Annotated in this window: 15 protein-coding genes and 1 pseudogene; 8 read left to right on the forward strand and 8 right to left on the reverse strand. The window is 37.1% G+C overall.

Translation table 11 applies throughout. From position 1 onward, the window contains the following. Window positions 1-76 precede the first annotated feature (76 nt). The gene (locus EGH73_RS12920) at window positions 77-286 is read left to right on the forward strand and encodes a hypothetical protein (RefSeq protein ID WP_123282192.1); all 210 of its coding nucleotides are present in this window, start codon (window positions 77-79) and stop codon (window positions 284-286) included. Window positions 287-628: 342 nt separating this feature from the next. Here EGH73_RS12920 and EGH73_RS12925 read toward each other — a convergent pair whose 3' ends face one another. Next, window positions 629-2,770, reverse strand: a complete 2,142-nt coding sequence (locus EGH73_RS12925) for a DUF5689 domain-containing protein (RefSeq protein ID WP_148041710.1) — start codon at window positions 2,768-2,770, stop codon at window positions 629-631. A 54-nt stretch (window positions 2,771-2,824) separates the two neighbouring features. Continuing rightward, on the reverse strand, window positions 2,825-5,707 hold the full coding sequence (locus EGH73_RS12930; protein ID WP_123282194.1) for a TonB-dependent receptor: 2,883 nt from the start codon (window positions 5,705-5,707) through the stop codon (window positions 2,825-2,827). A 224-nt stretch (window positions 5,708-5,931) separates the two neighbouring features. On the opposite strand from EGH73_RS12930, the gene EGH73_RS12935 reads away from it, so the two are divergent. Both EGH73_RS12935 and EGH73_RS12940 read left to right on the forward strand, forming a co-directional pair. Beyond that, window positions 5,932-7,128, forward strand: coding sequence for an endonuclease/exonuclease/phosphatase family protein (locus EGH73_RS12935; RefSeq protein WP_123282195.1), 1,197 nt, complete (start codon window positions 5,932-5,934; stop codon window positions 7,126-7,128). Between the two features lie 303 nt (window positions 7,129-7,431). Beyond that, window positions 7,432-7,857, forward strand: a complete 426-nt coding sequence (locus EGH73_RS12940) for a DUF6146 family protein (protein WP_123282196.1) — start codon at window positions 7,432-7,434, stop codon at window positions 7,855-7,857. Between the two features lie 88 nt (window positions 7,858-7,945). Here EGH73_RS12940 and prfA read toward each other — a convergent pair whose 3' ends face one another. The 3 genes from prfA to EGH73_RS12955 form a co-directional block, all read right to left on the reverse strand. After that, on the reverse strand, window positions 7,946-9,034 hold the full coding sequence (prfA, locus tag EGH73_RS12945) for a peptide chain release factor 1 (protein ID WP_123282197.1): 1,089 nt from the start codon (window positions 9,032-9,034) through the stop codon (window positions 7,946-7,948). A 248-nt stretch (window positions 9,035-9,282) separates the two neighbouring features. Then, the gene (locus tag EGH73_RS12950; RefSeq protein ID WP_089769635.1) at window positions 9,283-9,558 is read right to left on the reverse strand and encodes a hypothetical protein; all 276 of its coding nucleotides are present in this window, start codon (window positions 9,556-9,558) and stop codon (window positions 9,283-9,285) included. 92 nt (window positions 9,559-9,650) lie between these two features. Next, entirely contained in the window at window positions 9,651-11,258 is a 1,608-nt protein-coding gene (locus tag EGH73_RS12955; protein WP_123282198.1) for a fumarate hydratase, read from the reverse strand. A 139-nt stretch (window positions 11,259-11,397) separates the two neighbouring features. Between EGH73_RS12955 and fumC the strand changes: the two genes are divergently transcribed. The 3 genes from fumC to EGH73_RS12970 all read left to right on the forward strand — a co-directional run bounded on the left by fumC (window position 11,398) and on the right by EGH73_RS12970 (window position 13,836). Further along, on the forward strand, window positions 11,398-12,792 hold the full coding sequence (fumC, locus tag EGH73_RS12960) for a class II fumarate hydratase (protein ID WP_123282199.1): 1,395 nt from the start codon (window positions 11,398-11,400) through the stop codon (window positions 12,790-12,792). 79 nt (window positions 12,793-12,871) lie between these two features. Continuing rightward, window positions 12,872-13,432, forward strand: coding sequence for a Crp/Fnr family transcriptional regulator (locus EGH73_RS12965; RefSeq protein ID WP_123282200.1), 561 nt, complete (start codon window positions 12,872-12,874; stop codon window positions 13,430-13,432). A 74-nt stretch (window positions 13,433-13,506) separates the two neighbouring features. Beyond that, the gene (locus tag EGH73_RS12970) at window positions 13,507-13,836 is read left to right on the forward strand and encodes a DMT family transporter (RefSeq protein ID WP_123282201.1); all 330 of its coding nucleotides are present in this window, start codon (window positions 13,507-13,509) and stop codon (window positions 13,834-13,836) included. 71 nt (window positions 13,837-13,907) lie between these two features. Here EGH73_RS12970 and EGH73_RS12975 read toward each other — a convergent pair whose 3' ends face one another. Together EGH73_RS12975 and EGH73_RS12980 are read right to left on the reverse strand one after the other, a co-directional pair. Further along, window positions 13,908-14,618 (reverse strand): ABC transporter ATP-binding protein, encoded by a 711-nt coding sequence (locus EGH73_RS12975; RefSeq protein ID WP_123282202.1) that lies wholly within the window; start codon window positions 14,616-14,618, stop codon window positions 13,908-13,910. A gap of 231 nt (window positions 14,619-14,849) precedes the next feature. Further along, window positions 14,850-16,313 (reverse strand): annotated as a pseudogene (locus EGH73_RS12980) (DUF5687 family protein). Between the two features lie 185 nt (window positions 16,314-16,498). Between EGH73_RS12980 and dnaB the strand changes: the two are divergent. Beyond that, window positions 16,499-18,073 (forward strand): replicative DNA helicase, encoded by a 1,575-nt coding sequence (gene dnaB / locus EGH73_RS12985; protein ID WP_123282203.1) that lies wholly within the window; start codon window positions 16,499-16,501, stop codon window positions 18,071-18,073. A 75-nt stretch (window positions 18,074-18,148) separates the two neighbouring features. Then, the gene (rnhA, locus tag EGH73_RS12990) at window positions 18,149-18,625 is read left to right on the forward strand and encodes a ribonuclease HI (RefSeq protein ID WP_123282204.1); all 477 of its coding nucleotides are present in this window, start codon (window positions 18,149-18,151) and stop codon (window positions 18,623-18,625) included. Here rnhA and EGH73_RS12995 read toward each other — a convergent pair. Beyond that, window positions 18,622-20,154: a YifB family Mg chelatase-like AAA ATPase gene (locus EGH73_RS12995; RefSeq protein ID WP_089770857.1), complete on the reverse strand. Its 1,533-nt coding sequence runs from the start codon at window positions 20,152-20,154 to the stop codon at window positions 18,622-18,624. The genes rnhA and EGH73_RS12995 overlap by 4 nt on opposite strands. Window positions 20,155-20,193: the final 39 nt, after the last annotated feature.

Raw genomic sequence — 20,193 nt, forward strand, 5'->3', positions numbered from 1 at the left:
GTTTTGTTAAGGAACGACTACTTATGATACTACAGCAGTAGATTCTTTCGGTCCAGGCGCTACGTCTGAAAGTGTGATGGCGAAGATCAATGCTGTTGCCATAAAACGTGAAAAAGACAGCCTTGCTGCCATTGCGAAATTGCAGGAAGAAAAGCTTGAGAAAGAAAAGGCTGAGAAGGAAGATAAGGGAAAGAATGAGGAGAAATTATTAAAAGAACAAAAACCAAATGTCTCCAAACAGACGGAAACAATTGTGGAGAAAACAGCAGAACAACCAACTCAATAAACCCAAATTACGCAATAGCCGGTTGTATTAAACCTCCGAAAATGATAAAATTGCTCCTTTAGGAGCAGAATCTGTGTAGACACAATAAGAAATTAAGCCCGGTGCGCTATAATAACAAATAAAACACTACAGATAGCGTTCCTATGGAACGCAGATTGGTTTTGGATATTTTTCTACACAGATAAAACTCCAAAGGAGTTTCCCTGCTGCAAAAAATTAATTTTATTTTTTATTAATATTAAATCGTCCCTTTGGGACTGTTTATTTTCTAATGCGGAATCTGGGATAAAAAAACCGCTTTTGTTTTTCAAAAGCGGTTTTTTTATTGAAGAAATTAGTTATTTATTGAACTGTAATATCATCTAATTGAACTGTTGTTGTAATACCATTAGAAGAACCACCGTCATATTCAAAAACAATAAAACCATTACCTGTGAGAGATGTAGGGAGATTATAAGTTCCTGCCGAAACTAAAGTCCCATAACCAGAAGTTGGAGTTTTTGGAATAGTGAAATTTGAAGTGATATTATTAAGGGTAGCATCACCAATGTTTCCTAGTGGAGTATAATTGGTTGTCGTATATACTTTTAATGCATCACCGTTATAGAAACCTACATTCACTTTGAAGGATAAAGTATTAGCCGCAGTAAAATCTATTGGTACAATAAAGTAAGTTTTAATACTACTTGAGGCACCATTAGCACTAAGTTGTACATATTTATTACCACTAAAAGATCTCAATTCCCAATATCTGCTTCCTAAGAATGGATCATTTACATATGCTGGGAAATTATTAAAATATGGAGAAGAACTGTAAGGATAGCTCTCAAAGTTTTCTGTAAAAGAACCGCTGTAAGTAATACTAGTTCCTCCTTTAGGTGGACCAGAATCAAATCTGTTGCCTGAGAAATCAACTTCATTTTGATCTCTTATATAAAGCTGCCAATCACTATTGTATTTACTTAATATTGCCAAGGCTGAACCACTTCCAGAAGGAATAGAAGCATTTGCAAAAGTAGAATATGCAGAGTTTCGTGCTATAATAGTTCCATCAGCGGTACCATCTGCTTTGAAGAATTCTATGGTTCTATTTGTCGTTAGGCCAGGATTAGCATAAGTGTTTATAACATTATTGTATCCGTATACAGCATCTATTGAAAACTGTGCTTTTTCAAATTTAACTAAAGTTCCAACTAAGTTTCCTGTTGTGTCACCGCTTAAAATAGATGAATTAACAACCAGAGGAACAATTGGAGTAGTCGGTTGTGTGCAAGCTCTCACAATGTTTGTATTCATTTTTAAATTACTCAAGAAATAATCGTACGCATTGGTGCTTGTGTTGAATGTTTTATCAATTAATTGGACAATTCCTCCAACTTTTGAAAGCCATAAGTCTTTTGCGTGGATGTATACCTTTGTTCCAACGGGATACTTGCCGACCATATTTACTACGTTTGTAACAATACCAAGTCCTTGGGTAGGATTTTCTAATTTGTCTTGAACATATAATGTTTTATAAATATTACCACTTTTATCAGAAGAGCTTACATAAGCTTCAATAATGTAATCCGCAGTAATTTGTCTTGGATCCGCAGCGTTGGAAGGATAAAGATTTTTAAGCTCACCGAGAGTAAGATTAGGCGTAGCTGTTTCACACTCTCCAAATCTCGGATTGGTAAATTTAACATCATCTATTCCCCTTATTAACATTTGAAAATCAGTATTGTATCTAGATACAACGAAAGAAATAGTTCCGTTCCCAGTTGGCAAAGGATTTGCACCAAAAGCGAAATAACTAGAATTTCTTATGACCGTACTGTTTTTATTTCCGTCAATCAGCGTTCTATTTGTGTCTGCCAATGGATTAAGGTCAATATAAGTTTTAACAGTAGGCGAAACTTCTGAGTCAGTGAACTGAACATTTGGCACACTTACCAACGTATTTAGATATTTTACTTGTTGCGCATCTGCAAGATTAGAAACTTGTGTAGGAACCAAAGTTGCTACATCTAGTCTGTTGCTTCCATTACAAACACCTGCAAGATAATTTTTTAGCGAAACGCTAGGGATTCTTCCTATTGCATATGTAGGATCTACTGAACCTATTTTTCTTGTGCCTCTATCCCATCCAAGAACCAAGCCATTTGCTTTTATTCTTATATGAGATCCAGCTGGAAAATCTGTATAATTTGAAGCTTTATCTACTTCTATTTGCAAACCAACAGTTGGGTTTACAGGTTTGTCTTGAAAAGATATTGTCTTATAGAAATTTCCGTTTTCATCCGAAGAAACTACATATCCATCCAAAATCACCGCTGGTCCGTCTGCTGGAATTTTGTATGTCCCAGATGTTGGAGCCTTTGCTGCAAAATCCGCCATTGAGATAGTGGGGGCATCAAATCTGTTGTTGCAAAGAATCTCTGGGGTACTCCATTCATCATCTTTTACACACGAAGTGAATGTCCCTGCAATCAAAGCGGACATTAGCACTGTTTTTAAAAATTTATTTATGATCATTTTTTATTTTTTTAGAAATTATTAGAATCTGAATTGTAAATTTACAAAATACGAACGTCCTTGTGTATACCAATATTTAGGACCAAATAAAGATGTAGCTCTGTCATAATCTACACTAAATGTATCGTATTTAATATTTCTTGTTTGCTCAAAACCTCCGGTAATATATTTTGTATTGTCAAAAATATTATTGACACTTGCAGAAATTAGTACATAATATTTTCCTAAAACCCAAGATTTTCCAACATTGGCATTAAAAAAATATGCTGATGGAAGCTTGTTTGGCTTCAAGAGTCTTCTTACTTCTGATTCGGAAATATCATTGTATGGAGTGCCAGAATTAGGATTTTGCACAAAGTTTTCTGATCTCATTATAGCGGAAGGATCAAGATAATTATCATCCAAATAGTTCCAATTTGCTCCAACCCACCAATATTTTGGTGAGCTATATCTCAAACCAACAGAGAAAGCCGTTTGAGGGGTACCTCCTTGTTTGTAATCTTTAATATAAGATTTTCCAAACTTCACAAAAGATTGATCATTAGCGAATACGCCAATCGCATCAGATGCAAAATATACATCGGGATCGTTTTTATAAGTAAATTTACCATAGCTTGCTGCTCCTTGGAAAGATAATGTTGGCAAGATTTTAATATCCATTCCCAACTCTGCACCCATATTTCTCTTTTCTACATTAGACATTACCTGAGTAATAAATGCACTTTGTACATATTTTCCACCAGAGTTAGTTCCTGCATCGCCATTTCCATCATTACTGTTTATCTGTATGCCATCTGCAAAGAAACGTTGTACGTTGGTCTCATTCTGAGTATCTACCAAGAAAACAGAAGCTCTGATTTTGTAGAAAGGCGTATTGACAACATAACTCAAATCATTGGCATTGATAATTGTATTCTTGAGGTTAGGCGCAACTGATGCATTTAGTCTTGGATTAATGAAAATATCCTCTAAATACGGTGCTTGTGAAAAGTATGCGCCATTATAAATCAAGAAATTTCTACCATCAAGCCTATAGACGATTTGTCCTTTCATACCGTAATTCCAGTAGTTCTTATCAGCACTTTTTCCGAAAGAATCTGCATAAAGATAATGTTTGAAGTGACCTTCTCTGTTTGAAGAAGAATAACCAAACATACCCGAAACAAATACATCAAAGGCTCCTTGAGAAAATTTGTATCCAGGATTAACTTTCACTTCCTGTCTTCTGAACGTATAGTTATAACCTATTTTATCTCCAACCTTTTTTGCAACATTTTCTTCACCTTCATTGAATAATCCTGATGTTCCAGGATTATTAGTTGCGGCAAAGGGATCTCTGTTCCATGCGAAATCAGCGCCTAACAGATCTTTAACTTCTCTGTATAGTTCTGATTTATAATTCTGATAAGACAGGTTAAGTATAAATCTGGAAGTGTCTGTAAAGTTGTAAGTATAGTGCGTGGCTGCATTCCAGATTTTATCATCACTCACATCATTAACTTGAAAATAGATAGCTCTTTTTCCTGTTACACCGTAATTGGTAACCGCAGACTGATCCATATTTTTGGCATACAATCTTTCCCAGTTTATTTGTGTAATATTTGGATCGCCATTCTGCCATGCGCTTATTGCACTCTGATAAGCATCGTAAGCACCTGCAAGAGAACCTAGATTATTTGGATCTGCCGTTAATACCGCTGGATTAAGTGATGCTATATAGCTTGGAAGGTTTCTGTAATAAGTAGGGTTTGGATTTGGAGCATTTTGCCAGTCTAATCTGGATCCGCTGTCTTTACCAAATTGATAAGAAACAGATGTCCAAAGATTGGATTTTTTATTGATTTTCCAAAAATCCTGGAGCATAAGAACTGGCTGGAAACCTTTTCTAACCCTTTCACTTCTCTTTTCTCCATCCTGCCATCCCCAGTATGAGTTATAATGTACACCTCGATAATTAAAGACTTCCTCAGTACTTGGACTTGCGGTAGATCTCCTGTATGGAGAAGCAAAAGCATTAAAAGTTATGGTGTGATTATTATTAAACTTTTTCTCAATACCAAGATAAGTACCGTATGCATCATAAAAAGTTCCTTCCTGGATTCCTTCTTCTGCCCATCTCTTAGCTCCCATTAAGGTAAATGCCCATCCACTTTTTGACATTCCGGATGTATATCTTAAAGAGACTCTTTGCCTATAGTTCCTGTTTGTTATAGAGTAAACAGCCTGAAAACCTTTTCTGTATTCGCTAGCTTTTGTGTTTTTATAGATTACGCCACTTGCACCACCGAATGCATATTCTGAAGGTGAATGGTTAGCCGATATCTCAGGATATCTAACGATTTCATTAAGACCTCCCCAATTAGAAAAATCTACATTACCATTATCCGATTTTACCATAGAAACACCGTTCATCATATTTTCGGAAGTTCTTCCGTCAATACCTCTTGGGCGGAACCAGTAAAATCCAAGGTCAAAACTGGCAATTCTGTTGAACACATCTTGCGAAGACTGTAGAAGACCAACTGTAGAAGTCTGTCCGCTGCCTTCTTCATCAGCATTATCAAGGATTGCCAAGCCTTGATCCACTCCTGTCAGTGTAGAATAAAGGGTAATTACCCCCAAATCTTTTCTTTTTTCTGTGGTTACATCAAATTCCAAAGTTTTTGTTTCGAAATTCGATTTTGATACCACCACTTGATAATGTCCGGATTTCAGATCTACGAATTGGAAATAACCAATTTTGTCTGCCGTAACATCATTACCTTCTCCTTTTAAACTAACTTGTGCTTTTTCCACAGGTTTACCATCCGCATCTTTCAGGTATGCAAAAACCGTAGTCTGTGCAAAGTAAAATGATGCCGGAAGCATTGTAAATAAGGAGATTAATGATAATTTTTTAATCATAAATCAATTAGGTTTTGTTTGCTCTTTTTTTCTAATATACAGTCCGTTATACACGGGAAGGCAAATGTAAATAATTTTTTGATAATTAAAACTTTTTAACATTTTATTTTTATTTTAACGAAATTTTAAATCTTCAATACTTATATAACATTTTTTAAAAACATCAAATTTTTATTTTGCAGCTATGTAAAAAAAATTACTTTTGTAGCCTTACATTTTTTATTATGAAAAATTTATTTAGCGTAATTGCTATTCTTAGCATTTCCTTATTATTTGCACAAAAAAGGCAAGTCCGTGCAGCCACTGTTGGTTTTCTGAACGTAGAAAACCTTTGGGACACTGTTCGATCTGCGGATTATATAGACGGAACTAAGGATAAGAGCAACCCGGCATTCCACAGAAGTATTCCTTTGGACTCTATCAAATATCTGGAAGTTACAGAAAAAGATTACAAAGGCGTTTGGAATGATGAATCCCTTGCAGGAAAGAAAGTTGTAAGAATGCAGGGTGGCTCAGAAGAATTCACTCCAAAGAGCGGGAAAAACTATACTTATAAAATTTATAAGCAAAAATTGGAAAATGAGGCTAAAGTAATTTCGGAAATGGGAAGAGCTTACACAGGCACTGCACCCGTGGTTGTTGGCCTTATTGAGGTAGAAAACAGACAAGTTGTAGAAGATCTCGTAAAAGAACCTGCTATTGCAAAGTATGATTATGGTGTAGTTCATTACAACTCTTATGATTACAGAGGTATAGACGTCGCGTTTATCTACCAGAAAAGAAGGTTCACGCCTTCTAAATCCTGGAAAAAAGAAGTCAAAATCTATGGCGATAGCGGAAAAAGAGAATATACGAGAGACATTCTGGTATTGACAGGTTTTCTTGATAATGAAAAAGTAGCTTTTTTCCTGAATCACTGGCCGTCTAGAAGAGGTGGAGAAGCAGTCTCTCTTCCTAAACGTAATGCAGCAGCTGCGATCCTCAAAAAAGAAATGGATAGTGTGAGATCACTAGATCCGTCTACCAAGCTTTTCGCAATGGGAGATTTCAATGACGATCCCATAAGCCCAAGTTTAAAAAATTATCTGAAAGCAGTTGGAAACCCAAAAGATCTTAACGAAGAAAACCACTATCTCAATCTGATGTATCCATTGTATAAAAAAGGAGTTGCTTCATTAGCTTATCAGGATGCCCCAAACTTATTTGACCAGATTATAGTTTCATCCAACCTTCATGCCCCGAAAAACGAAATCCGTAAAGACTACACCGTTTTCAAAGCAGAAATTTTTGCACCGGATTATCTGATCACCAAAGAGGGTAATTATAAAGGTTATCCTTTCCGCTCCTGGAATGGCGACCAGTTCACTGGAGGTTATTCAGACCACTTTCCAGCGTTCGTGGTTCTCCAGAGGGAACCTTAAAACAAATCAACCGTTTCAATATTTTGGAACGGTTTTTTGTTTTTATTCGAACAGATATTTGATGATATCGCAAGCTATGTAATATTTATTTTTTATGGCAGCTTTTCCGTCTTCCGCTATTATCTTTTTGCTCGGCATAGCCTCTCGCAAAAAGGATAACCGCTCAAGCCGGGCTGCAAGAAACTGCACGAATAGAAATTAAGCGGACGCAATATTGTTTCGTTTCATCACCCCAAGAAAAAGTAATTGACAGATAATTCTTTGGTTATAAAATAAGCCATAACTTTAAACAAAACATCAGCAATGAAAAATCTTTTCGCCATAATAATCATTTCCGCTTTCATTTGGTCTTGCGCTGCTGGCTTGGGAAAAACTACAAATGACTCGAAACCACACATTTCCGCCCAAAAGAAAACAGACTCAGCAGATGAATGGGAAATCACCGTTTTGGATACGGATTATGAAACGTTTGTCGCAACAAGAGCGCAACCTAAATCAATGTTCACGGAAAGCGGATTAAAGTCAAGAAATCAGCTCCTTGTCGCAGAATGGAACAATCGCTATTTTTCAGGAATCAATCCCAATTTTTGCGAAGTCGCAATAGATTATGACCAAAAAGAAAATCATGGTTTCGATTTCGAATACAGATTATATCAGTTTTTCGCTTATTGTAATTGGAAGTACGGAATCCAATTTAATGGATTAAGAGGCATCGATAAAACAAAATAAAAAAGCCCAATGAAAGTTCACTGAGCTCTGTGAATTATTTTTAAAGTTTAGAAACATCACACTTCCGACTTCTAACTTCTAACATCTATCAGGCAATTCCTTCTTCCTCACCTTTCAGTTTTTCTGCATTTTCTGCCATAATCACGGCATCCATCATTTCCTGGATATCGCCATTCATATAAGCATCCAAATTATAAATCGATTTGTTGATTCTATGGTCGGTCACCCTTCCTTGCGGGTAATTATAAGTTTTGATTTTCGCCGAACGGTCACCTGTAGAAACCATGGTTTTTCTTTGTGCTGCAATATCACCAACCACTTCCTGAAGTTTAATATCGTACAATTTTGCTCTTAGCATTTCCATTGCTAGTTCTCTGTTAGCCAACTGAGAACGCGCTTGTTGACAAACTACAACCAATCCAGAAGGTTTGTGTGTTAATTGAACTTTGGTTTCGACCTTATTAACGTTCTGTCCACCAGCACCTCCGGACCGCGACGTTTGCATTTCAATATCCGCAGGATTGATTTCTACATCCACTTCCTCCGCTTCCGGCAATACCGCAATCGTAATGGCTGACGTGTGAACACGGCCTTGAGATTCGGTTTCCGGAACACGTTGCACACGATGAACTCCGGACTCGAATTTCATAATTCCGTAAACGCTTTCGCCTTCTACTTTCATTATCAATTCTTTGTATCCTTTGGACGCTTCGCTAGAATCTGTGATTTCGTGTTTCCATCCTTTGGTTTTAAAATACATGGAATACATTCTGTACATATCCTCCACAAAGATCGCCGCTTCATCACCACCAGTCCCTGCGCGCATTTCCAAGATGATATTTTTGTCATCGGCAGGATCTTTCGGAATCAAAAGATATTTTAATCCTTCCTCAAAAGCAGGAAGTTTATCTTGGGCTTCATACTTTTCCTGTTTTGCCATTTCCACAAATTCTTTATCAGAACCGTCAGCAATGATTTCGTCAGACTCAGCAATTGTGTCAAGCGCAGCTTTATATTCATCAAAAACCTTCACAATCTTTCCAAGGTCACTATATTCTTTGTTAAGTGCGGAATATCTTTTCTGATCCGTAATTACATCTGGTTGGATGATAAGGTCCGCCACCTCGTTATATCGTTGTTTTATCGCTTCCAGTTTTGGAATTAATGACTTAGACATAGGTAAATTTTAGTTTGCAAAGATACGGATTTAACTTTTAAGATGGAAGCGAGATAATTGATGATGGAAGTTTCCAAATTATATTCACCAAACACTCTATCTATTATTAGTAATTTAATTATGATTCTTATAAATCTCTTTTTGTCTTTTTGGTTATAAAACAGAAAAGCCCATTCCCTAAAAGGATGGACTTTTTTATATATTGTTTCGCTTTGAGTGCAATCTCTCACGAAAAGAAAATTGCCAAATTAATGGTGGTGACCGTGTGAAGCCGGTTTTTCTCCTGCAGGTCTTTGGTAAAGTACTTCCACACCCTCCTGCTCATACAATTTCTTATATCTTATTTTTTCAGGATCAAAGTTCTTGTTGATTTTCCCGAAGTATTCTGCAACACCCTCTGTTAACCAAAGTGGTACGATAAATCCGAAAAACATCAAAATACACCAAAATCCGCACAACATCATTGTGAAGAAATAAACGGTCCAAAGAAATTGGTAAAACGGCCAAAAAGCTGATAACATCATAATGCTATATATTTTGAGCAAAAATAGGACTTTTTCTTTTTAAGACAAAAGATAAAAGATGATTTTTACTATTTATTTTAAATTTAAATTAACTAACGCGCAAGATTGGCGAAGAAATCATTGCCTTTATCATCTGTAATAATGAACGCAGGGAAATCTTTCACTTCGATTTTTCTTACTGCTTCCATTCCTAATTCTGGGAAATCTACCACCTCAACAGAAAGAATGTTATCCTTTGCTAAAATTGCAGCGGGACCGCCGATAGAGCCTAAATAAAAACCTCCATATTTGTGGCAGGCGTTGGTCACATCTGCTGTTCTGTTTCCTTTCGCGAGCATAATCATACTTCCGCCGTGACTTTGGAACTCATCTACATATACATCCATTCTTCCTGCCGTTGTTGGCCCGAAACTTCCTGAAGCCATTCCTTCCGGAGTTTTAGCTGGTCCTGCATAATAAATCGGGTGGTTTTTAAAATATTCAGGCATTGGCTGTCCAGCATCCAATAATTTTTTAATCTTTGCGTGAGCAATATCTCTTGCAACAATCAAAGTTCCGCTCAACTTCAATCTTGTTTTGATTGGATATTTGGAAAGCTCGGCTAAAATTTCTGGCATTGGTTTATTTAGATCAATCTCAACCGCTTCTTCCAAATGGGGAGGCGTTGCAGGCAAAAATCTTTTTGGATCTTGTTCTAATTGCTCCAGAAAAATACCTTCTTTCGTAATTTTTCCTTTGATATTTCTGTCTGCTGAACAGGATACGCCCATTCCAACCGGACAAGAAGCGGCGTGACGCGGTAATCTGATTACTCTGACGTCGTGTGTTAAATATTTTCCGCCAAACTGTGCTCCAATTGCACTTTCCTGGCAGATTTTCTGAACTTTAGCTTCCCATTCCAAATCTCTGAAAGCCTGTCCAGCTTCATTTCCTTCGGTCGGAAGATTATCATAATATTTCGCTGATGCTTTTTTAACGGCTGCTAAGTTGGCCTCTGCAGAAGTTCCACCAATCACCAAAGCCAAGTGATAAGGAGGACAGGCAGCTGTTCCCAAATCTGAAATTTTCTCTTTGATAAATTCTTCAAGAGATTTTTCATTCAGTAAAGATTTTGTTTTTTGATAAAGGAATGTTTTGTTGGCAGAACCACCTCCTTTTGTTAGGAATAGGAATTCGTAGTAATCTCCTTTTTTAGCATAAATATCAATCTGCGCCGGAAGATTTGAACCCGAGTTTTTCTCATCAAACATCGTCAAAGGAACCACCTGAGAATATCTTAAGTTTCTTTTTTGATAAGTATTAAAAATCCCTTTGCTTAGATATTCAGCATCATCAACACCAGTGTAAACATTTTCTCCTTTTTTACCCATCACAATCGCTGTTCCAGTATCTTGGCAAGAAGGTAAAGCGCCTTCTACTGCAACCGCTGCATTTTGTAATAAGTTATAAGCCACAAATCTGTCGTTATCAGTCGCTTCAGGATCATCAATAATTCTTCTCAGACTTTCCAAATGTGAAGAACGGAGCATAAAAGAAACGTCTGCCATTGCTTCTTCCGCCAAAAGTTCGAGTCCTTTCGGATCAATGGTTAAAATTTCTCTGTCTCCTAATTTTTCAACTTTTACGAAGTCTGAAGTCAATTTTTTGTAAACCGTATCATCTTTTAGAATCGGATACGGATCCTGATATATGAAATCCATTATTTTATTTTAAAACCGCGTAAATTTACTCAGACCAGAAAAAATATTTGCTAAAATCTGATGATAATCATTTGTTTTGCTCGTTATTTGTAATGGTTTTAAATAACTTTATACAATTATTATCTAAATAAAAATTATAATGAATTACAGAATTGAAAAAGACACGATGGGCGAAGTGCAAGTGCCTGCAGAGAAATTTTGGGGTGCGCAGACTGAGCGTTCCAGAAATAATTTCAAAATCGGTCCGGAAGGAAGTATGCCGCGCGAAATCATCGATGCGTTTGCTTACCTGAAAAAAGCGGCAGCTTATACCAATGCGGAATTGGGCGTTCTATCAATTGAAAAAAGAGATGCAATCGGAAAAGTGTGTGACGAGATTCTTGCAGGAGAATTGTATGACCAGTTTCCACTGGTGATTTGGCAAACCGGTTCCGGAACACAATCTAATATGAACGTGAACGAGGTTATTGCCAACAAATCTCACGTCAACAGCGGAGGACAATTGGGCGAAAAAACTGAAGTTCATCCGAATGACGATGTGAACAAATCTCAGTCTTCCAACGATACTTATCCAACAGCAATGCACATTGCTGCCTACACTAAGGTTGTAAAAGATACGCTTCCAGCTTTGGAAAAATTGAGAAATACATTGGATGAAAAAGCGAAAAAATTCCAGAATATTGTAAAAATCGGAAGAACGCACCTTATGGACGCCACGCCTTTGACTCTTGGACAAGAATTTTCCGGTTACGTTGCGCAATTGGATTATGCGAAAAAAGCAATTAATCATACACTTGACCATTTAAAAGAATTGGCTCTTGGTGGAACTGCGGTTGGAACTGGACTGAACACGCCAAAAGGTTATGATGTTGTGGTGGCGAAATATATTGCCGACTTCACTGGACTTCCATTTGTAACTGCTCCGAACAAATTTGAAGCTTTGGCAGCGCACGACGGAATCGTGGAAACTCACGGTGCTTTGAAACAATTGGCTGTTTCTCTTTACAAAATTGCTCAGGATATCAGATTGCTGGCTTCTGGTCCACGTTCTGGAATTGGAGAAATTCACATTCCTGAAAATGAGCCTGGTTCTTCAATTATGCCTGGGAAAGTAAACCCTACACAGAACGAAGCTTTGACTATGGTTTGCGCTCAGGTTCTAGGAAATGATACGACTATTTCTTTCGCAGGAACGCAAGGAAATTATGAACTGAATGTTTTCAAACCGGTTATGGCTGCGAATTTCTTACAGTCTGCACAATTGTTGGCAGATGCGATGATTTCTTTCAACGACCATTGTGCGGTTGGAATTGAGCCCAACGAGCCGAGAATTAAAGAATTGGTTGACAAATCATTGATGTTGGTGACTGCGCTTAACACACACATTGGTTACGAGAATGCAGCAAAAATTGCTAAAACAGCTCACAAAAATGGAACTACTCTGAAAGAAGAAGCCGTGAACCTTGGACTTTTGACCGCTGAACAATTTGACGAGTGGGTGAAACCAGAGGATATGGTTGGAAGTCTTAAATAGATGATAGACTTTTAGACAAAAGATAATAGACAGACTCCGAGGTAATGCTAGGAGTTTTTATTTTTATTAAATTTCGCTTATGAATATTGATACAATTCTGAACCAAATTTTCAAGCTTCCAGAAAACTCTAAATCTGTTTTAAAGAATTTGATTTCAGAAATCGAGTTTCCGAAAGATAGCATTATCATCAAAGCTGGAAAAGTTGAGAAAACGATTTATTTTATTAAAAAAGGAATTGTAAGAGCTTTTGTTCCGCAAGAAAATCAGGATTTGACATTTTGGTTTGGAAAAGAAGGCGATGTGGTTTTACCGATGAAAAGTTATATTGATAATCATCAGAATTATGAAAATATTCAGCTTTTGGAAGATTGTATTTTGTACCAATTAAAAATTGATGATTTGCGGAAATTATTTGAAACTGATATAAATATCGCAAATTGGGGAAGAAAATTAGCTGAGAAAGAATTGGTAAAAACAGAAGAATTATTCATTTCCAGAAAGTTCAGAACAGCTAGTCAACGTTATGAAGAACTTTTGACAAAACAACCCGAAATTATTCAGCGAGTTCAATTAGTTTACATTGCTTCTTATTTGGGAATAACGCAAGTTAGTCTGAGCAGAATCCGAAGTGAAATTTGATTAATTTTTTAACATTTGTAAAAAAATCCGTAGCATCCTATTCAGAAATTTGCATAATTAAAATTAATAAATAAATGAACTGGATTTTTTTAATTCTTGGAGGGCTTTTTGAAGTTGGATTCACATCTTGTTTAGGAAAAGCCAAAGAAACATCAGGAACCGAATCTTACTTTTGGTATGCAGGATTTGGAATTTCTCTGGTTGCAAGTATGCTTCTGTTAATCAAAGCAACACAAACACTCCCGTTGGGAACAGCTTACGCAGTCTGGACGGGAATCGGAGCGGTGGGAACTGTTCTGGTTGGAATTTTTATCTTCAAAGAACCGGCAACATTCTGGCGATTATTTTTTATTTTCACTTTAATTGCTTCCATCGTGGGACTTAAAGCGGTTTCTTCACATTAAAATGCTAAAAAATCTAACCACATAGACACATAGAAAATATAATAAAACTATGTGTCTATGTGGTTTAAAAATTAATTCGAAGTTACTTGGTCAGCAAAGTATTGCTCCAAATCTCTCAGCGTTTCAGGAGAAGTTTTGATATCTCTTACCAATTCGCCTTTGTTGATGACCACAATTCTTTCGCAAACTTCTGTCGTATGCGCTAAATCGTGGCTGGAAATCAGGAATGTAGAATCTGAGTTTTGTGACCAATCTCTGATGAGGTTTTTCAATTTAATTTGTGTTGAAGGGTCAAGATTCGCAAAAGGTTCATCGAGAATGATAATTGCCGGAGTTCCGATTAATGCTCCGATAATTCCGACTTTTTTCATATTTCCTTTGGAGAGGTCGCGGATGTATTTTTTGGCATTCAGGATTTCTCCGTTGAAGAAATCAGTGAAGTTTTTCAGGAAATCGTCAACGTTAGCTTTGCTTTGACCTCTGAGTTCTCCTAAGAAATAGAAATATTCTTCTGGAGTCAAATAGCCAATCAGAAAAGTTTCATCGATAAACGCACCTACTTTGTTTTTCCAATTTTCAGATTCATTGACTTTTTCTCCGTCGATGGAAACAAATCCTGAACTTGGTTCTATCAAATCCAGAATCAAACTGAATAATGTAGTTTTTCCCGCACCGTTATTGCCAACCAAGCCAATGGTTTGACCTTTTTGGAAATCGAGCTTTTCTATGGATAAGACTTTTTTGGTTTCGTAAACTTTGGAAAGGTTATTTATTGTTATCATTTTTATAGATGTTAGAAGTGAGATATTAGATACTAGATTTTAAAAGTTGAATCTCTCGCAGCCCGGCTTGAGCGGAAATCCTTTTTGTTATTGCGATTGTACAAATTTTCTACAGATTGCTTCACTTCGTTCGCAATGACAAAAAGATTGGGAGCGGAAGACGGAAAAGCTGCCATAAAAAAATAAGTATTAAATAGCTTTCGATGTAATCAAATAGCTGCCCAAATTATATTAATTTCCTTTGAAGGCTTTAATGGTTGAGTATTTTTCTTTTTTGTACAATTTGACAATGAAATCGAAGAATTTTTCTCTGAGGAAAAAGCCAATCAATCCTAAAAGACCCAAACTCGCCACAGCTACCGTTGTTCCGAAAAAATATTTTGAAACTCCGAAAACTGCCATCGGCAAAACCATCTGTGGCAACATCAAGATGATATTTTTGAAACTGAAATTGTTCTTTTTTCCCATAGTTTTACCTCTTGCATTCAGGTCAATCGGATTTTTGTTATAGGCGCCTGACAACAAAACGACCTGAGAATTGACGCCGACATTGTAAAGTCCGGCCGCCAAAAACGTGAAATATAAATCCCAACTCACAAATGCATAAGCAACAGCCAAAACCATACTCACAGCCACAGCGCTCACAATCATCCACCATTTGGCTTTCAGATATTCTTTGTAAGGAACATTAAGCGTCATCATCAGTGGATAATATGAACTATCAAAAGAAGGAACTCTTTGTCCGAACAAGAACAGAAATCCACCTGTTACGAAAAGTCCCATAAATAGTTGCATATAAGCGGTTTTGTAAGCGGGAGAACTGAACAAAAGCAATCCATAAAACAAGAATAGAAAACTTCCTAAGGCAATGGATTTTGCAGCTTTGCTTCGTTTTATCATTCGGATATCGTTGTTAATGAAAGTTCCAAGAACGCCATATTTATTCAGAAATTGGATATTTTCTGTTTTGCCAACTTCCTGTTTCATTTCAAGACCTTTGTCAAGATAGAAATTATCATAAATGAATTTTCTGCAGAAACCATAAAGAAGACCGAATATCACAATGGGTATCGCAATCGAATACCAATGGTTATAAAACATCATAAAAAACTTCTCTGAAGCTGATGAAAGCACAATGATATTGTAATAATCCAATCCGCCAGCAAGAACCAAAAGGCCACCAATAATCCAGATGGCTAAATCTTTACCATTGAGAAGAATATTAATCAGATTGATGCTAAAACTCAGAATAATCACAGCCAAAACCCAAGAGAAACTCCCCCAAACCGAATAACCGTTATAAAGCAAAATTCCTAATAACGGCAAATAAATAAAAAGTCCGCCTCAACTGAAAAATGACAGAAACGTCTTGCTAATCATATAATTGACGAGTGTTGTTTTCTTGATATTCATCGTCAGGAAAGGTTTTATATTCTGTGTTGGCATTTGCTGGAAAAAATATCTCAGGAACAAATCTGCTATCAGCCAATAAATCATAAACTTGCTGATGAATGGCAATGGATCGATATGCAATTCTTTTTTCGGAAAATAGTACGCTCCGAAAGCTATAAACACAAACATCGCCAGAAAATACAACATTCCCAAAAGCTGGAAAATCTTAACAACAATATTAGTCGCCAAAGAACTGGATCTGAAAAAACTTTGGAATTCTAACTTGATAAATCGTTGCAGCATAGAGATTTCTTTATTTGTTAAATTTAATGAAATTTAGAATTTGCTAATGTTTATATCTATTAAGTTCGATATTATAGCGAAATGTTACAAATGATTTTGATTTACTAACATTATGACCCGATAAATGTTAGTTGTTTTCTCATAACTAAAATTATTGAAAGTCATAAAAATTCTATCTTTGTACAATGGCACAGAAAGATACATTATCGAGTTTGATTCACGGTAATTTTGCAAAGGAACTCTCTATTTCGGATGGCAAAATGCCGCCCAATGCATTGGATTTTGAACGAATCGTCATCGGAACTTTTCTAATAGACAGAAAGGGACTCGACCATTCCATCGATTTATTGACACCTGATGTTTTCTACGATCCGAGACATCAAACTATTTTTTCATCAATTTTGAAATTGTATGAAAGCAACTCTCCTATCGATTTGATGACGGTGATTCAGGATTTGAAAAAGAATGAGAAACTGAATCTTGCCGGTGGCGACCATTATATAATAGATTTGACCATGGGTGTAAGTTCTTCTGCGCACATCGAATATCATGTTCGTGTGATTTTGGAGAAGTTCATTCTTCGCTCTCTGATTAATGTATCTGCCAATGTTATCGACAGTTCTTACAAGGAAACCACTGATGTTTTTGAATTGCTGGACAAAGCTGAACAATCTTTTTTTGAAATCACGAATGGAACGATTAAAAAAGGATTCGACACTGCCAATTCATTAGTAAAAGAAGCGATTGACAAAATCAAATCGTTAAAAGATAAAGAAGGTTTGTCCGGAATTCCGTCCGGATTTACTGCCCTTGATAAAGAAACCGGAGGTTGGCAAAACTCTGACCTCATCATTATTGCGGCAAGACCGGCGATGGGAAAAACAGCTTTTATCCTATCGATGGCGAGAAATATTTGCGTGGACCACAATATCCCAATGGCACTTTTCTCTCTGGAGATGGCTTCGGTTCAGCTCATTACGAGGATGATTTCCTCCGAAACTGGTATTTCCTCAGAAAAATTAAGAAAAGGACAAATGTCTGATGATGAATGGCAAAGGCTCTTCACCAACGTTTCCGCTTTAGAAAATGCACCACTATATATTGACGAAACGCCTTCATTGTCAATCTTCGACTTCCGCGCCAAGTGCCGACGATTGGTAATGCAACACGGTGTGAAAATTATAATGGTCGATTATCTTCAGCTGATGACGGCCAGTTCCGGAAAAGGCGGCGGAAACCGAGAGCAGGAAATCGCGATGATCTCCAGATCATTAAAAGCAATTGCCAAAGAATTAAATGTACCTGTAATAGCACTTTCCCAGCTTTCCAGAACCGTGGAAACAAGACCTGGCAAAAGACCTATGCTTTCCGACCTTAGGGAATCCGGAGCGATTGAGCAGGATGCGGATATTGTTTCATTCATTTTCCGTCCGGAATATTATAAAATTGCGGTCTGGGACAATGACGAAGAAGGCGCAGAAACTAGCACGGAAAATCAGGCAGAAATCATCATTGCCAAGCACAGAAATGGTGCAACCGCAGATGTTCGTTTAGCCTTCCATAAGAATATCGGTAAGTTTGCTGATCTTGGAACCAATTACGAGTATACACCATCCAATTTTGGACAGAAAGATGAACCTTCTGGTTTTGATAAAATTAATATTACCATAGACCCTGGCGCTGCTTTTGGATTGCCAAATAATAATCAGTTATCGGGTTCTGCAATGAATGATGACGATGACGACGATATGCCATTCTAGTGTAATGATTGATAAATAACAATTGATAATTGATTGAATACAAAAAACAACAATTAATCATTAATTTTTTCTAGTTTGAAAATCGAAATCTTCACAGACGGTGCTTGTAGCGGGAATCCCGGACCTGGTGGTTATGGTATTTTAATGCGGGTGCCGGAAAAAAATTATCAGAAAACCTATTCCAAAGGCTTCCGAAAAACCACCAACAACCGAATGGAACTGATGGCGGTAATTGTTGCCCTGGGAAATCTAAGAACTTCGGATAATGATGTCCATATTTACACCGACAGTAAGTATGTTGCTGATGCAATTAACCAAAAATGGATTTATGGATGGATCAAACGAGGCTGGAAAAATGTAAAAAATCCTGATCTCTGGCAAGCATTTTATAAACTCTATCAACTTCATAACCCAAAATTCCATTGGATTAAAGGTCACGCCGGACATCCTGAAAATGAAATCTGCGACCAATTGGCTGTCGCTGCTTCTAAATCCGGAAACTTAGAAATCGATACTTTTTTTGAGAATCAGAATGATGGCGGAATGTTTTAAGCGTTCCAGAAATCCCTGTCAAGACTTCTATATTGTATCGCTTCAGAAATATGATCCCCTTCGATATTTTCCGAGTTTTCCAAGTCTGCAATAGTTCTGGCTACTTTAAGAATACGGTCATAAGCTCTCGCCGAAAGATTTAGTTTAAGCATTGCTGTTTTGATGAGAAGCTGTGAATAATCATCCAACTCACAATATTTTTCAATTTCCTTTGGTCCCATTTGGGCATTATAACTGATATCCAAATCTTTGTAACGTTCTGTTTGAGCATTTCTAGCTTTGATTACACGGTTCCTGATGCTTTGGCTACTTTCACCTTTCCTTTTTTCTGCGAGCTGTTCATATTCAACTTTAGAAACTTCGATATGGATATCAATCCTGTCGAGAAGAGGTCCCGATAATTTGTTCATATACCGCTGCATTTCTAAAGCAGAGGAGGTATTGTTTGGATCATCTGGAAAATAACCGCTGGGACTAGGGTTCATACTGGCAACCAGCATAAAACTCGCCGGATATTCTATGGTAAACTTTGCGCGGGAAATTGTAACAACTCGGTCTTCCAAAGGCTGTCTCATTACTTCCAAGACAGCTCTTTTAAATTCTGGCATTTCATCTAAAAATAAAACGCCATTATGAGCTAAGGAAATCTCGCCCGGCTGAGGATAACTTCCTCCGCCAACTAATGCAACATCCGAAATCGTATGATGCGGAGAGCGGAAAGGCCGAATGGTCATCAGTGAAGTTTCTGCGCCCATTTTTCCCGCCACAGAATGTATTTTTGTGGTTTCCAACGCTTCCTTTAGGCTAAGTGGTGGCAAGATACTCGGCAGGCGTTTGGCAATCATCGTTTTTCCACTTCCAGGTGAACCAATTAGGATAATGTTATGTCCGCCAGCAGCTGCAACTTCCATGGCGCGCTTGGCGGCTTCCTGACCTTTGACCTCATCAAAATCAAATGGAAAATGATCAATTTTATCCTGAAATTCTTTCCTTGTATCAATCTCGAACTTCTCTAAAGGGATTTCATCATTAAAAAACTCAATAACTTGTCTTATATTCTCCACACCGTAAACATCTAGATTATTGACAATGGCAGCTTCTCTTGCGTTTTGTTTTGGAAGAATGATACCTTTGTAACCCATTTCTCTGGCTTTTATAGCAATTGGAAGCACGCCTTTTATTGCCTGAAGTCCGCCATCAAGGGACAATTCTCCCATAATAATATATTCCGAAAGTTGTTCTGCCAATATCAAATCAGATGCCGCCAGAATTCCCAAAGCAATACTCAGATCATAAGAAGATCCTTCTTTTCGGAGATCCGCCGGAGCCATATTGATGGTGATTTTTTTTCCCGGAATTTTAAATCCAGAATTTTTAAGAGCTGCAGAAATCCGGTAACTACTCTCTTTGATGGCATTATCCGGCAATCCCACCAGATGATAACCTACCCCAGTATCTACATTGACTTCTATGGTAATAATTTGTGCAGAAACACCGTGTATAGCGGCTCCATAAACTTTAACAAGCATTTGTTTTTATTTGTCTTAAAAATAAAAAGAATCCGTCTC

The sequence above is a fragment of the Epilithonimonas hominis genome (genome assembly GCF_003730015.1).
Lineage (GTDB): Bacteria > Bacteroidota > Bacteroidia > Flavobacteriales > Weeksellaceae > Epilithonimonas > Epilithonimonas hominis.

Coding starts and splice junctions, on each gene's coding strand:
- EGH73_RS12940 (WP_123282196.1), top strand. CDS start 7,432: ATGAAAAATCTTTTCGCCATAATAATCATTTCCGCTTTCATTTGGTCT.
- EGH73_RS12930 (WP_123282194.1), bottom strand. CDS start 5,707: ATGATTAAAAAATTATCATTAATCTCCTTATTTACAATGCTTCCGGCA.
- EGH73_RS12995 (WP_089770857.1), bottom strand. CDS start 20,154: ATGCTTGTTAAAGTTTATGGAGCCGCTATACACGGTGTTTCTGCACAA.
- EGH73_RS12975 (WP_123282202.1), bottom strand. CDS start 14,618: ATGATAACAATAAATAACCTTTCCAAAGTTTACGAAACCAAAAAAGTC.
- EGH73_RS12955 (WP_123282198.1), bottom strand. CDS start 11,258: ATGGATTTCATATATCAGGATCCGTATCCGATTCTAAAAGATGATACG.
- dnaB (WP_123282203.1), top strand. CDS start 16,499: ATGGCACAGAAAGATACATTATCGAGTTTGATTCACGGTAATTTTGCA.
- EGH73_RS12925 (WP_148041710.1), bottom strand. CDS start 2,770: ATGTCCGCTTTGATTGCAGGGACATTCACTTCGTGTGTAAAAGATGAT.
- prfA (WP_123282197.1), bottom strand. CDS start 9,034: ATGTCTAAGTCATTAATTCCAAAACTGGAAGCGATAAAACAACGATAT.
- EGH73_RS12970 (WP_123282201.1), top strand. CDS start 13,507: ATGAACTGGATTTTTTTAATTCTTGGAGGGCTTTTTGAAGTTGGATTC.
- EGH73_RS12965 (WP_123282200.1), top strand. CDS start 12,872: ATGAATATTGATACAATTCTGAACCAAATTTTCAAGCTTCCAGAAAAC.
- EGH73_RS12950 (WP_089769635.1), bottom strand. CDS start 9,558: ATGATGTTATCAGCTTTTTGGCCGTTTTACCAATTTCTTTGGACCGTT.
- fumC (WP_123282199.1), top strand. CDS start 11,398: ATGAATTACAGAATTGAAAAAGACACGATGGGCGAAGTGCAAGTGCCT.
- EGH73_RS12935 (WP_123282195.1), top strand. CDS start 5,932: ATGAAAAATTTATTTAGCGTAATTGCTATTCTTAGCATTTCCTTATTA.
- EGH73_RS12920 (WP_123282192.1), top strand. CDS start 77: ATGGCGAAGATCAATGCTGTTGCCATAAAACGTGAAAAAGACAGCCTT.